The 13,423-nt window shown below is 73.0% G+C and carries 8 protein-coding genes; 6 read left to right on the top strand and 2 right to left on the bottom strand.

What is annotated here, in order from left to right:
• Positions 1–190 (bottom strand): hypothetical protein (locus EAD89_RS30185; protein WP_147458724.1); only part of this gene is annotated, 190 nt, incomplete at its 3' end.
• Positions 191–416: 226 nt separating this feature from the next.
• Between EAD89_RS30185 and EAD89_RS00650 the strand changes: the two genes are divergently transcribed.
• The 6 genes from EAD89_RS00650 (at position 417) to EAD89_RS00625 (ending at position 9,920) form a co-directional block, all read left to right on the top strand.
• Positions 417–1,607, top strand: coding sequence for an MFS transporter (locus EAD89_RS00650; RefSeq protein WP_121674305.1), 1,191 nt, complete (start codon positions 417–419; stop codon positions 1,605–1,607).
• A gap of 119 nt (positions 1,608–1,726) precedes the next feature.
• Complete coding sequence (locus tag EAD89_RS00645; protein WP_121674304.1) at positions 1,727–2,356, top strand: VOC family protein; 630 nt, start codon at positions 1,727–1,729, stop codon at positions 2,354–2,356.
• A gap of 130 nt (positions 2,357–2,486) precedes the next feature.
• On the top strand, positions 2,487–3,416 hold the full coding sequence (locus tag EAD89_RS00640) for an RNA polymerase sigma-70 factor (RefSeq protein ID WP_121674303.1): 930 nt from the start codon (positions 2,487–2,489) through the stop codon (positions 3,414–3,416).
• Between the two features lie 104 nt (positions 3,417–3,520).
• Positions 3,521–6,337 (top strand): BTAD domain-containing putative transcriptional regulator, encoded by a 2,817-nt coding sequence (locus tag EAD89_RS00635; RefSeq protein ID WP_121674302.1) that lies wholly within the window; start codon positions 3,521–3,523, stop codon positions 6,335–6,337.
• A gap of 114 nt (positions 6,338–6,451) precedes the next feature.
• Positions 6,452–6,976: a sigma-70 family RNA polymerase sigma factor gene (locus EAD89_RS00630; protein ID WP_199733373.1), complete on the top strand. Its 525-nt coding sequence runs from the start codon at positions 6,452–6,454 to the stop codon at positions 6,974–6,976.
• Positions 6,977–7,112: 136 nt separating this feature from the next.
• Positions 7,113–9,920 (top strand): BTAD domain-containing putative transcriptional regulator, encoded by a 2,808-nt coding sequence (locus EAD89_RS00625; protein WP_121674300.1) that lies wholly within the window; start codon positions 7,113–7,115, stop codon positions 9,918–9,920.
• A 44-nt stretch (positions 9,921–9,964) separates the two neighbouring features.
• On the opposite strand, the gene EAD89_RS00620 is transcribed toward EAD89_RS00625, so the two are convergent.
• Positions 9,965–13,303, bottom strand: coding sequence for a S8 family peptidase (locus EAD89_RS00620; protein ID WP_121674311.1), 3,339 nt, complete (start codon positions 13,301–13,303; stop codon positions 9,965–9,967).
• Between the last annotated feature and the right edge of the window lie 120 nt (positions 13,304–13,423).

Genomic DNA, 13,423 nt, shown 5'->3' with positions numbered 1-13,423 from the left:
ACTCGACCGGCAGGTTGAAGTGCTGCATCACACCGGGCAGGTCACAGAAACGAACGTCGACGAACTTCACGTCCTCGTTCTTGAGGTACCGCAGCAGTTCCTCGGAATTGGCGAACACACGTCCTCCCGGAAGGCGTAGTCCGATCAGGGACAGCCCGGTGGCCGTGCCCGACCCGGCCGGCGCATCCATGCCCCGACCGTACGACGACTCGCCGGACCAGCGCCGCCCATCCGCCCATCCGCCCGGCCGGCTGCCCGACCGTCCGGATTTCGGCTGCGGGGGAGCGGGTGGCCGGGACGCGCGGGCGGGTGCGGGAGCGTGCATACGACGGAGCACACCGGGTACGCCGCTGCGGCCCTACAGCCAGCGGGGTTTCCAGGCCTGACCGCTTCCAGCGCAGCCGAGGAGCACCGACATGGGTATCGCGGGGCGGGCACGACTCTCGCCGGGCACCTCACTGGTGCTGCTCGCGTCGATCCTCGTGTCGTTCCTGGCCGCGTCGGCGGCCCCCACCCCGCTGTACGGGATCTACCAGGAGCGCTGGCACTTCTCGCCGGTGACGACCACGGTGGTGTTCGCCGTCTACGCGCTCGCGGTGCTGGCGTCCCTGCTCACGTTCGGCAAGTTGTCCGATCACGTCGGCCGGCGTCCGGTCCTGGCCGTCGCGATCGTGGTGCAGATGCTCTCGCTGGTCGTCTTCGTCTTCGCCAACGGCGTACCCACGCTGCTGACCGCCCGTCTCGTGCAGGGCCTGGCGGCCGGCGCCGCCACCGGCGCCATCGGTGCCGCCATGCTCGACATCGACCGCGCCCGGGGCACGCTCGCGAACTCGATCGCCCCGGGCATCGGGACCGGTAGCGGCGCGCTGCTCTCGGCGCTGCTCATCCAGTTCCTGCCCGCCCCGACCCAGCTGGTGTACGTCGTCCTTCTCGTGATTCTGCTGCTCCAGGCGCTCGGGGTCGCGCTGATGCCGGAGACCGTCACGCGGATGGCGGGAGCGCGGCGCAGCCTGCGTCCGGACATCAACCTGCCCCGCTCGGTGCGCGGGCCGATGCTGGTGGTCGTTCCGGTGCTGTTTGCGGTCTGGGCGCTGGCCGGCTTCTTCGGGGCGCTCGGCCCGGCGCTCGTGCGCGCCCTCATGAACACGTCGATCGTGGTCGGCGGTCTGGTCCTCTTCGTCTTCGCCCTCTTCGGGTCGATCGCCGTCCTGTTGCTGCGGAACACCGCCGCGCGGACCGTGATCCTGACCGGGATCGCCGCGCTGATCCTGGGCATGGTCGTCACGTTGGTGTCGACCATGGCCGAGTCCGTTCCCGGGTTCTTCGTCGGGCTCGCGCTCGGGGGCGTCGGCTTCGGCGCCGGTTTCCAGGGCAGCCTCAAGACCGTCATGCCGCTGGTCGAGGCGCACGAACGCTCCAGCGTGCTGTCCGTGCTCTACGTCGTCTGCTACGTCGGCTTCGGCCTTCCCACCGTGATCGCCGGCTTCCTCGTGGTCTACGCCGGCGGCGTGCCCCGGACCGCCGACGAGTACTCCGTCGCCGTCATCCTCCTCGCCCTCATCGCTCTGCTCGGAGTGCGCAGGGCGACGAGGATGTCGCCCGGCTGATGCCGGGAACGAGGCACCCGGGCGGGGCGCAGCCAGTAGCGTGGTGATCGAGCCGACGTCGCTCGTGGGAGCGGTGGCTCGCGCGCTGACGGCGCCGCACTCGATCCAGGGAGGCCGCGATGAGCCCGAAGGATGCCCAGCGCGACGCGAGTGGGACGTCGAGCGTCCAGAACCTCGACGTGAAGCTCGAGGTGATCGTCATCCCGGTGTCGGATGTCGACCGCGCGAAGGAGTACTACGAGCGGCTCGGGTGGCGGCTCGACCAGACACCTCCTGGCATCGTCCAGTTCACGCCGCACGGCTCGTGGTGCTCGGTGCAGTTCGGCTCGGAGTTGACCTCGGCGGCGCCCGGCTCGGCCAAGGCGTACCTGATCGTGTCCGACGTCGAGGCGGCCCGCAACGCCCTGGTCTCGGCCGGTGTCGAGGTGAGCGACATCTTCCACGTCGGCCCGAAGGGCCCGGTCGACGGGCTGGATCCCGAGCGGCGCAGCTACTTCTCCCGCGCCACGTTCCGCGATCCGGACGGCAACACCTGGCTGATGCAGGAGATCACGACCAGGCTTCCCGGGCGCGTCGAGGGCGGCGTGACGTCGTTCGGCTCCGCGACCGACCTGGCGAGCGCGCTCCGACGCGCGGCCGCCGCCCACGGCGAGCACGAGGAGCGCACCGGCGAGCGGGACGAGAACTGGCCCGACTGGTACGCGGCGTACATGGCGAGCGAGCAGTCCGGGGAGAAGCCGCCCGAGTGACGACGCGAGGCGTCGGGTCGGGTCGGTCGCTGGTGACGCCCCGCCCCTCACGAACGCCCGGTGTCACAGCAGGTGACCCGTCGGCGTCTTGTGGGCGACGCAGGCGGGATCGGAGCGACAGGAGTGACGCATGGTCGGCGCAATTCCGGACGCTGGAAACGCAGTCCCGAGGCAGGGTCGCGGACCCGACCCCGCTACCGACGCGTTCATCACCCACCGAAACCTGCTCTTCACCGTCGCCTACGAGATGCTCGGGTCGGCCGCCGACGCCGAGGACGTCCTCCAGGAGACCTGGCTACGGTGGGCGGACGTCGATCTGGAGACGGTGCGGGACCAGCGGGCGTACCTGGTCCGGATCGCCACCCGACAGTCACTCAGCCGGCTGCGTACGCTTGGCCGCCGCAAGGAGTCCTACGTCGGCTCCTGGCTGCCCGAGCCGCTGCTGACCACGCCCGACGTCGCCGAGGACGTCGAGCTGGCCGAGAGCGTCTCGATGGCGATGCTGCTGGTGCTGGAGACGCTCGCGCCGACCGAGCGGGCGGTGTTCGTCCTGCGCGACGTGTTCGATGTGGGCTACGACGAGATCGCCGAGGCCGTCTCGAAGAGCCCGGCCGCGGTCCGCCAGATAGCGCACCGGGCACGGGTGCACGTGGCGGCGCGCCGGCCGCGCGGGGTGGTCACCCCGGCCGAGACCCGGGGTGCGCTCGAGGCGTTCCGGCGGGCCGTCGAGACCGGCGACGTGCAGGGCCTGCTCGACATCCTCGCCCCGGACGTCGTGCTCGTGGGTGACGGCGGTGGTGTCCGGCAGGCACTGCTGCGGCCCGTCGCCGGCGCCGGCAAGGTGGCGCGCCTGCTGGCCAGCAGGAAGGTCAGGATCGCTGCCATGTCGCTGGAGCCGGCCCACGTCAACGGCTACCCGGCGTTGACTCTCCGGCTGGACGGCGAGATCGACACGGTCGTCGCGGTACGCATCGATGAGGGCCTCATCACCGGCCTTTACGCCGTGCGCAATCCCGAGAAGCTGTCCCACATGCGGGGTGCGACCGCCCTGCGGCGCTGAGCCGGCGGCCCGCGAAAGAATCCCGCCGTCCAGGACATCCAGCGTCGTCCCCGCGCCCGTGGTCGCGGGCCGGGCCGACGAATCCGCCGGTTACCGTTGCCGGTGTGCGGGCGGCGGAGTCGGGCGAGACGATCGGGTTCTCGGTGCTCGGCTCGATCAGGGTCGTCCGCGCCGGCGCCGAGCTGCACCTGGGTGCCCGCCAGCAGCGCCTGGTGCTCGCGTTGCTGTTGGCCCGGGCCGGTGCACCGGTCTCCCTGGCCGAGCTGGTTGACCTGCTCTGGGACGAGGAGGCCCCGCGCAGCGCCGCGAACGTCGTACACCGGCACGTCGGGGTGCTCCGGCGGCTGCTCGAACCCGGCCTGCCCACCCGGTCGGCGGGCCGGCACATCCTCCGCGAGCTGTCGGGCTATCGGCTGCGCGCCGACGAGGAGTCCCTCGACCTGCTGAGGTTCCGGTCGCTGAGCCGGCTGGCGGGGCGCAGCCTCCAGGACGGCGACCCGGAGTCGGCGCTGCGGCATTCCCTCGACGGGCTGCGGCTGTGGCGCGGCCGGTGCGCCGCGGGCCTGGAACCGGCCTCCCGCCTGCATCCCGCGTTCCTCGCGGTGGAGGCCGAACGCGCCGAAGCCGTGCGCGAGGCCGCCGACGCCGCCGAGCGCTGCGGCCGGATGAGCGCGGTGCTGGCGCCGTTGCGGCAGGCAGCCGAGCAGCACCCGCTCGACGAGTCGCTGCAGAGTCGGCTGCTGCTGGCGCTCGCCGCCCACGGCCGCCAGGCCGAAGCCGTGGAGATGTACCGGGTGGTGCGTCGCCGGCTCGCCGACGACCTCGGCATCGATCCGGGCGAGGAGCTGCGCGAGGCGTACGACCGGCTGCTGCACCAGCGCACCCGGCCGGCGCGTACCCCGGTGTCGTCGCCACTGCCCCGGCCCGCGCAGCTGCCCCCGGACCTGGCCTTCTTCACCGGCCGGGACGACCTCATCGGCGAGGCCCGCGCGGCGGTCGCCCGACCGGGCGGGCCGGCGGTGCTCGCCATCGACGGCATGCCCGGGATCGGCAAGACCGCTCTCGCCGTCCACCTCGCCCACCGGTTCGCCGTCGACTACCCGGACGGGCAGCTCTACGTCGACCTGCGCGGATACGACGGGCAAGAGCGGGCCATGAGCCCGTCCGAGGCGCTGCGCGGCTTCCTCGGCGCGCTCGGGATGTCCCAGGAGAGCATTCCGGCCGAGCTGCACGCCCAGGCAGGCATGTACCGGAGCAGCCTCGCCGGCCGACGCCTGCTGATCCTGCTCGACAACTGTCGGGACGCCGAGCAGATCCGGCACCTGCTGCCGGGCAGCCCCGGCTGTCTGGTGATCGTCACCAGCCGCAGCCGGCTCAGCACCCTGCTGACCATGGCCGGCGCCCACCCGTTGCCGGTCGGCCTGCCGAGCGTCGACGAGGCCCGCGCGGCGCTCCGGAAGCCCCTCGGCGCCGGCCGCGTCGCGGCGGACCCGGCCGCGATCGACGCCATCATCGCCAGCTGTGGCCGGCTGCCGCTCGCGCTGGCCGTGGTGGCCGCTCGCGCGGCGAGCCTGCCGCAGACACCAACGGCGCAGATCGCCGCCGAGCTGGCCCAGACGCCGGAGAGCCTGGACGGTTTCGACGGCGACGACCCGCGGACCGGCCTGCGTGCCGTCTTCTCCTGGTCCTACCAGGCGCTCTCCGCCGCGGCCGCCCGGCTCTTCCGGCTGCTGCCGATCCATCCCGGCCCCGACATCTCGATCGCCGGCGCGGCGGGCCTGGCCGGCGTCCCACTGCGCAACGCGCGGGCACTGCTCGGCGAGCTGAGCCGCGCGCACCTGATCAGCGAGGACGTGCCGGGCCGCTACCGCACCCACGACCTGCTGCTGGCCTACGCCACGGAGGTCGGTGAGGAGAACGACGACCCGGCCGAGCGGGCTGCCGCGGAGCTGCGCTGCCTGGAGTTCTACCGGGCCACCAGCTATCAGGCGCACCGACGGTTGTTGACCTCCGAGCACCACCCGATGATCGAGCCGGGGCCGGCCGAGACCCCGCTGCGCTTCGCCGGCCACGGCGACGCCATGCGCTGGTTCACCGCCGAGCGGCAGGTCCTGATCACGCTGGTCGGCCGGGCCGCCCGGCAGGGCCGGCACACCGAGGCCTGGCAGCTCGCCCTGGGCATGCAGCAGTTCTTCGATTTCAGCGGCCGGTGGGCCGACTGGACGACGACCGGCGAGGTGGCCCTTGCAGCCGCCCGGGCGGGCGGCGACCTGGTCGGACAGGCCCGGATGCACCGCAGCCTGGCCGGCGCGGCCTACTTCCGGCACGAGCACGACATCGCGGTCGGGCATCTCGATCAGGCGGTGGAGCTGCTCGCCCGGCTGGGCCTGTACGAGGAGATGACCCGGGCGGGAATCAACCGGGCGATGATTCTGAGTGCCCAGGGCCGACATGAGGAGGTCGTCCGGGCGCTGTCGGGGGCGCTGGGGCCAGGGACGGCCGGAGACGACAGACTGCTCGCGGACGTCCTGGTGATCATCGCGGCGAGCTACGTCGAACTGGGCCGGGAGCACGAGGCCGTGCGCTGCGCCGAGCAGGCGATGGAGCTGTCGCGCGCGGCGCGCTACCGGCTGGGCATCGCCGAGGCGTGGGAGGTGTTCGGCCGGGTGCACTCCGCCCGACGGGAGCTCGGCGAGGCGGTCGACTGCTGGCGTGCGGCGGCCGCCGCCTACCAGGAGGCCTCGGCCTCGGCGCCGGCCGCGGAGGTGCTGGCGCTGCTCGGCGACGCCCTCGCCGCCGCCGGCGACCAGGACGCCGCGGTGCGGGCGTGGCAGGAGGCGCAGGCCCTCATCCCGTACGCGCAGACCCGCACCGGGCGGCGGCTGGCCAGCCTGCTCGCGGCGGTCACGTCCCGTCCGTGACCGATGGCGTTCGGCGACGGCACTCGATTCGCACTTACGCGTCAGTCCATTCGCATCGCTCGTCCCTAGGCTCGTGCCGCATTCACCGTTGCTCCTGCCTGTGGGGGAGATGCCGTGCTGCGGGCACCCGAAGAATCACCGGCCGGCCGGGCCGAGCGCATGACGGCGCTGCACACGGGCCACGCCCGTGCCGTGCTGCGCCTCCTGCTCGTGCTGACCCGCGGCCAGCGGCAGACCGCTGAGGATCTGCTCCAGGAGACGATGCTGCGGGCCTGGCGGCACCTCGACTCGGTGCCGGCCGAGCCCGAATCGGCCCGTCGATGGCTCGTCGCCGTCGCCCGGCGGCTCGTCATCGACGGCGTCCGGCTGCGCAGGGGCCGCCCGGCCGAGGTCCACCTCGTCGACATGACCTGGATTCCCGCTCGTGACGACACCACCGGCGCCGCGCTCGCGTCGTACGCGATCCGGCACGCGCTCGGCCGGTTGAGCCCGGCGCAGCGCAGTCTGCTCTCCGAGGTGTACCTGGTGGGGCGGTCACCGGAGGAGGTGGCGGGCCGGCTGGGAGTGCCGATCGGCACGGTGAAGTCCCGGACCCACTACGCGCTGCGCGCCCTGCGCACCGGCCTGGACGCGGCCTGAGCAGGGACGGCTCCACGACCCGACAGCCCGGCTCCTGAGCGGAAGCTCACACTGCCGCGACACGCGCCGTCTCGCGGTGCGAGCCCTGCCATGCTCTGGCGATCGTGGTAACCAGCCCCAGACGGATCGCCGCACCATGACCAGCACACTCTCCTTCGCCGTCCTCGGCCCGGTGCGGGCCTGGCGTGGCCCGTCCGAGATCGACCTGGGCACCCGGCAGCAGCGGCTGATCCTGGCGTTGCTGCTCGCCCGGGCCGGCGGCGCGGTCAGCGTCGCCGAGTTGGTCGACCTGCTCTGGGAAGCCGACCCTCCGCCCAGCGCGGTCAATGTGGTGCACCGGCACGTGGGGATGCTCCGGCGGCGCTTCGAGCCGGGTCTGCCGACGCGGGCGGCGGGCTCGGTACTGATCCGTGACGGCGCCGAGTACCGGCTGCGGATCGACGGGGAGTCCCTCGACCTGCTGCGTTTCCGGCGTCTGGTTGCCCGGGCCGGCGGCAGCTCCGGCGAGCCGGCCGTGGAGCTCTACCGGGAGGCGTTGGCGCTGTGGCGTGACCGGTGCGCCTCGGGTCTGCAGGCCGGCGGCCGCGCCCACCCGGAGTTCGTCGCCGTCGACGGCGAGCGCTTCGCGGCAGCCCGCGCGGCGACCGACGCCGCGCTGCGGGCCGGATGCGTCCACGCGGTGCTGCCCGCGATCCGGCTCGCCGCCGAATACGAGCCGCTGGACGAGGCACTGCAGGCGCGCCTGCTGCTCGCGCTCGCCGCGGACGGGCGGCGGGCCGAGGCCCTCGCGGCGTATGCCGACATCGAGTACCGGCTCGCCGACGAGCTCGGCATCCAGCCGGGCGGTGACCTGCGTGCGGCCCGGGACAGCCTGTTCGACCACGACGCGTCGACCGACGGGCTCCGGTCGCGGCGCGGCGTCGGAGGCGCCGCGCTGGAGGTGTCGCGGTCGACCGGGGCCGAGCCGCCGGCGCAGTTGCCGGCCGACCACCCCTACTTCGTTGGTCGGCACAGCGTCGTGGCCGCCGCGCAGGAGCTGCTGGCCGGCGACCGGCCAGCCACCGCGCTGGTCATCGACGGAATGCCCGGCGTCGGGAAGACGACCTTCGCCGTGCATCTGGCCCATCAGCTGGCCGCACGCTACCCCGACGGGCAGCTGCACGCGGACCTGCGCGGTTTCGACTCCGGCGACTCGGTGATGACACCGGCGGAGGCGTTGCGCGGCTTCCTGTGGTCCCTCGGGGTGGCGCCGGCCGCCATCCCGGCCGAACTGCACGCCCAGGCCGGCCTCTACCGCAGCATCCTGGCCGAGCGCCGGATGCTGATCCTGCTCGACAACTGTCGTGACTGGGACCAGATCCGGCATCTGCTGCCCGGCACCGGCGGCAGTCTCGTCATCGCCACCAGCCGCCGCCGGATCACCGGTGTCGCCGGCCCGGCGGGCACCCACCCGCTCCACCTCGACCTGCTGACCGATGCGGAGGCCCGGGAGTTGCTCACCCGACGACTCGGCGACGCGGCGGCAGTCGACCCGGACGCCGTCAACGAGATCATCGCGCGGTGCGGCCGGCTGCCGCTGGCCCTGGCGTTGGTCGCCACCCGCAGCGTCGGCCGGCCCGGACTCAGCCTGCCCGCGGTCGCCGGTGAGCTGGCCGAGGCCGACGGCCGGCTGGCCGGCTTCGGGGACGGGCACGCCGATCTGGAGTCGATCTTTTCCTGGTCCTACCGCGCGCTGACCCCCGAGGCGGGCCGGCTCTTCCGGCTGCTCCCGTTGCACCCGGCCGGAGGGCTGAGCACGGAAGCCGCCGCCGCTCTGGGCGGCCTGTCCCTGCGCTCCGCCCGCGGCCTGCTCGCCGAGCTCGGGGCGCAACTGCTGGTTGTGCCCGTCGACGGCCGGTGGGGAATGCACGATCTGCTGCGTGCCTATGCCGTCGAGCTCGGGGAGGAGCACGACGACGCGGCCGAGCGGGACGCCGCCGTCGAGCGGGTCCACGACCACTACCAGCTCAGCGCGTACGCGGCGCACCTGCCCTTGCTGCCGCAGGTGCCGCTGGCGCGGCCGGAGCCGTCCGGGCGCGGAATCACCGGGCGTGGGTTCACCGATCGCGCGGACGCGATGGCCTGGTTCGCCGCCGAGCAACGGGTGCTGACCGACATCGTGGCGCGGGCCAAGGAGCGCGGACGGCCTCGCGGGGCGTGGCAGATCGCATTGGCCATGCAGAACTTCTTCCAGGACACCGCGCAGTTCACGCAGTGGGCGGAAGTGGTGAGCGCCGGGCTCGCGACGGCCGGGGACGACCCCGCCGCTCGGGCGCTGCTGCACCGCAGCCTCGCCGGCGCCTGCTACTTCCTGGCTGATCTCGACCGCGGGCTGTCCCACCTGGAGCACGCCCGGGCGCTCTTCGACCGGCTCGGTCGGCGCGCCGAGCAGGGCCACGTGGAGAACAACATCGCCGAGATCCGGCTGGACCAGCGGCGCTACCCCGAGGCGATCCGGCACGCCGAGGCCGCGCGGAAACTCTTCCACGCCGAGGGCAACGTGCGGGGAGCCACCAACGCGCTGCTGGTCATCGCCCGGGCACAGGGCTGGCTGGGCAGGCACGGCACGGCGCTGGTCATGTTCGTCGAGGCGCGACGGCAGTTCGAGGCCCTCGGAGACCTGCACGGATTGGGCACCACCCAGACCTGGCTGGCGCACACGTACTCGATGATCGACGATCTCCCGCACGCGATGGCGACCTGGCAGCAGGCGATCGACACCTTCCGCGGCGCCCGGGCCCCCCACCACACCGCGGAGGTGCTCGTCGCCATCGGCGACTTCCACTCCGCCAACGGCGACCCGGCGCTGGCCGGGCGGGCGTGGAGCGAGGCCCTCGCCGAGCTCGACGGAACGGACTCGCCGATGGCCCGGCGGATCCGCGACCGGCTGCTCTGGCACCGGTGACCCGGACGCGGCGCCGGTGCGGCGCCGCGTCCGGGTCGTCAACCTCAGTACCGGTAGGCGCGGATCACGGTCTGCTTGACCGTGTTGCCGCTGGTGTCCTTCGCGGCGGAGCGCAGCGAGACGAAGCCGGTGCCGGCCGGGTTGTGCACCCAGGCGACCGCCTTCTCGCCGGACCGCAGCACGGACAGCTTCCGCCAGGTCCGGCCGTCGTCGAAGGACGCCTCGACGGTCAGGCTCGTGGTCCGGCCCGGCGCCGCACCGACCTGACGGTCGAGCGAGATCGGGAGCGCGAACAGCCGGCCGGCCGGCGCCTTGTTGTCGATGTCGAGCTCCGGGGTGTACCGGATCGCCGTCATCGGCAGCTTCACCAGGTCGCCGTCCGACACGTGCCCGGACTTGAAGGTCCACTCGGCGTCGACCACGGTCGACAGGGTGAAGGCCGGGTCGCTGCGGAAGGTCGCGGCCAGCCGGTAGTCACCCTTCGCCGCGGGCACGTCCCACGTCCAGGGCGTCTGGTTCGCGTCGCCAATCTTGACCCCGTTGCGGTACAGGTCCACCTGCACGCTGCCGCCGACGACGTGCCGGAAGCCCATGTGCCCGGCGCCGTCGCCGTGCAGCGGCCCCGGCCCGCCCATCGTGTCGCCCCAGTAGCGGGTGGCGAACTGCTGGCCGAAGTTCGGCTCCGGGAAGACCGGGCCGATCACGCCGTTGGCCCACTTCACGGTGTACGTGCGCCCAGGCTTGTAGCTGGTCCACGGCGACTGGTAGTACGTGTACCCCTGCTGGGCCGAGGTCGACTGCCAGACCGCGTTCTTGTCCTGGTTGTAGTACTCCGTGATGGTGTTCGGCACGTCGTAGGTGAAGCTCGGCGGAGTCTGGCGGCCGTCGTTCGACCGGCTGATCGGCGAGTTGCCGGGGGCGTGCGCCACCGCGAGCCGTGCCACCGGCACGTCGGCCACGTCCGCGCTGATCCGGGAGCGGACCGTGGCGAAGTCGCCCGCGCGCAGCTTGCGGGTCAGACCGTTCATCATCTTCTCGGGCTCGTAGAAGTAGACCCGGTAGACGTACGGGCTGTTGTGCAGGCTGCCGTCCTGGGCGACCTGGCCCCACATGCCGTTGACGTAGGAGACGAAGCCGGGCGTCTTACCGGATCCGATCTGCGCGGTCCGCACGTGGTCGAACGGAACGTTCATCAGCACGCCGTACGGGTCGTTGCTGCCCCAGATCTGCGGCTGCTCGGTCCGGATCGTCCAGCCGGACTCCTGAAAGACCGCGGTGGCCTTCGGGTTCGGCACCGACACCGCGATCGGCTTCGCCAGGCGGGTGTCCACGGTGAGCGCCTGGTCCCTGCTCAGGTCGAGGCTCGGGCGCACCAGCGACGTGATCTGCGGGCCGTTCGGGTCGCCCGTCTGCAGGTAGGTCTGCACCAGGTAGCGGCCCGCGCGGACGCGGTGCGTGGCAACCGTGGGGTCGTCGAGCACCAGGAGGGTCTGCCGGTCCAGGTCGGTCAGGACGGTCACCCAGCCCTGGTCGGCCCGGGGCGCTCCGCCGTCCGGCCCGATGAGCTTGAGGGTCAGCTGGCGGCGGGCGATGTCGAGCGCGACCGGGGTCTGCACCTGCGTACCGCCGCCGGTGGCGGTCAGCTCACCACCGAAGTAGCGGTCGGGCAGGTTGGCGCCGGCCTGCGCGGTGACGGTCACGGTGGCCGTGCCGCCGGCCGGAACCGTCACCGAGGAGGCGCTGAGGCTGAACAGGGCCGCCGGCGCCGGGGCGCCGTCCGCGTCCTTGGCGTCGAGGGCGACCGCCAGGGTACGGGCGGACGTGCCGCTGTTCGCGTACGTGACGGTGCGCGTCTGCGCGGCGGTGGTCCGCTCGAAGGCGACGCTGACCGGGCTCGCCGTGACGGTCTGCTGGATCGCCCGGGCGACGTCGAGGAAGCCCGCGCCCTGCTCGTAGACGCCGATGGCGGTGTTCGGCTGCGCGGCCGACATCAGCGTCGACTTGATCCGCTCCGGCGTCCAGTCCGGGTGCTGCTGGGTCAGGATCGCCGCCGCGCCGGCCACGTGCGGAGTCGCCATCGAGGTGCCGTTCATGCTGGTGTACTGCGGGTTCTCGTCGTCCGGCCACAGGTCGGAGGTCGAGCTGCGGGCGGCGACGATGCCGACGCCGGGCGCGGTGATGTCCGGCTTGATGCCGGCGTCGCCCGCACGCGGGCCCCGGCTGGAGAACTCGGCCAGCTCGCCCGTCTTGGTCACGGCCCCGACGGTCAGCGCCTCGTCCACGCTGCCGGGAGAGTCCACCGTGGACTCGCCGCCCGCGCCGTCGTTGCCCGCGGCGACGACGAAGAGCACGCCGTAGCGGTGGGTGAGGTCGGCCAGGGCCGCCTCGATCGGGTCGGTCCCCGGGCTGTCCGGGCCGCCGAGGCTCATGTTGGCGACCTTGACGCCCTGCTGCGCCACCCACGTCATGCCGGCCAGGATCGCCGACTCCGGGCAGCCCTCCTGGACGCACACCTTGGCGCTGTAGAGGGACGCGCCGGGCGCCATGCCCTTGTACCGGCCCTGCGAGGCGTCCCCGCCGCCGGCGATCGTGGAGGCGACGTGGGTGCCGTGGCCGACCCGGTCGAGGGCGTCCGGGTCGGCGGTGAAGTTCTCCGCGGCGGCGACGCGGCCGGTCAGGTCGGGGTGGGTCTGGTCGACGCCGGTGTCGATCACGCCGACCTTCACCCCCGTTCCCGTCCAGCCGGCCTGCCAGGCCTGCGGCGCGCCGGTCAGCGGGACGCTGACGTCGAGGGAGGGCTGGCGCAGCCCGTCGAGCCAGATCTTGTCGAACCCGGGCCGCAACTGCCGTTCGGTGCCACTGGCGGCGGTGAGGCTGTTCCAGAAGGACACCGCGTCGGCGCGGCTCTCCGCGACGGCGCTCGCCCCGGTGAGCTCCCGGGTGGTCCGGGCGCCGGCGAGACCGGCGGGGGTGGCGCCGCCGTGCTGGACGATGAGCGGCAGGCTGGCCCGGGTGTCGTCGTAGCCGAATTGGACCAGCGTCGAGATGTCGAAGAGCCGCTCGTCGAGCTTGCCCCGGTTGAGCAGGCCGACGGCGTCGGCGGGGATGACCCGCACGTCCTCGCCGGCGCTGTGGGTGATGAACGGGATCCGTTCCCGTCCCTTGCCCGGCACGACGTCGACAGCCGTCTGGCCGTCCACCGTGCTGAGGTGGACGGTGTCGCCGGTGAGCAGAGTGACCGTCCGGGGCTTGGACGCGACCGTGGGTGTGGTCGCCGGCTTCGCGGCGCGGGGCTGCGCCGAGGCCGGCACACCACCCGGAGCCACCGCCGAGACGCCCAGCACCACCAGTGCCAGCGCCGATAACTTGCGAACTGAAGGCATCATGCTCCCTGGATGAACTCGAGAGGTATCCAGGTGTTCCGGACGTGACCGACGGGTGAAAGTTCATCCCGAGTGACGTGGATCACTATCGCTGGGCACCTCGGCGGGAGGTCGGCGTAG

It is taken from the genome of Micromonospora sp. BL4 (genome assembly GCF_003667505.1).
In the GTDB taxonomy this organism is placed as follows: domain Bacteria; phylum Actinomycetota; class Actinomycetes; order Mycobacteriales; family Micromonosporaceae; genus Micromonospora.
The sequence above is the reverse complement of the archived record's forward strand: the minus strand, read 5'-3'. Positions and strand labels throughout refer to the sequence as shown.

Coding starts and splice junctions, on each gene's coding strand:
- EAD89_RS00650 (WP_121674305.1), top strand. CDS start 417: ATGGGTATCGCGGGGCGGGCACGACTCTCGCCGGGCACCTCACTGGTG.
- EAD89_RS00645 (WP_121674304.1), top strand. CDS start 1,727: ATGAGCCCGAAGGATGCCCAGCGCGACGCGAGTGGGACGTCGAGCGTC.
- EAD89_RS00640 (WP_121674303.1), top strand. CDS start 2,487: ATGGTCGGCGCAATTCCGGACGCTGGAAACGCAGTCCCGAGGCAGGGT.
- EAD89_RS00625 (WP_121674300.1), top strand. CDS start 7,113: ATGACCAGCACACTCTCCTTCGCCGTCCTCGGCCCGGTGCGGGCCTGG.
- EAD89_RS00620 (WP_121674311.1), bottom strand. CDS start 13,303: ATGCCTTCAGTTCGCAAGTTATCGGCGCTGGCACTGGTGGTGCTGGGC.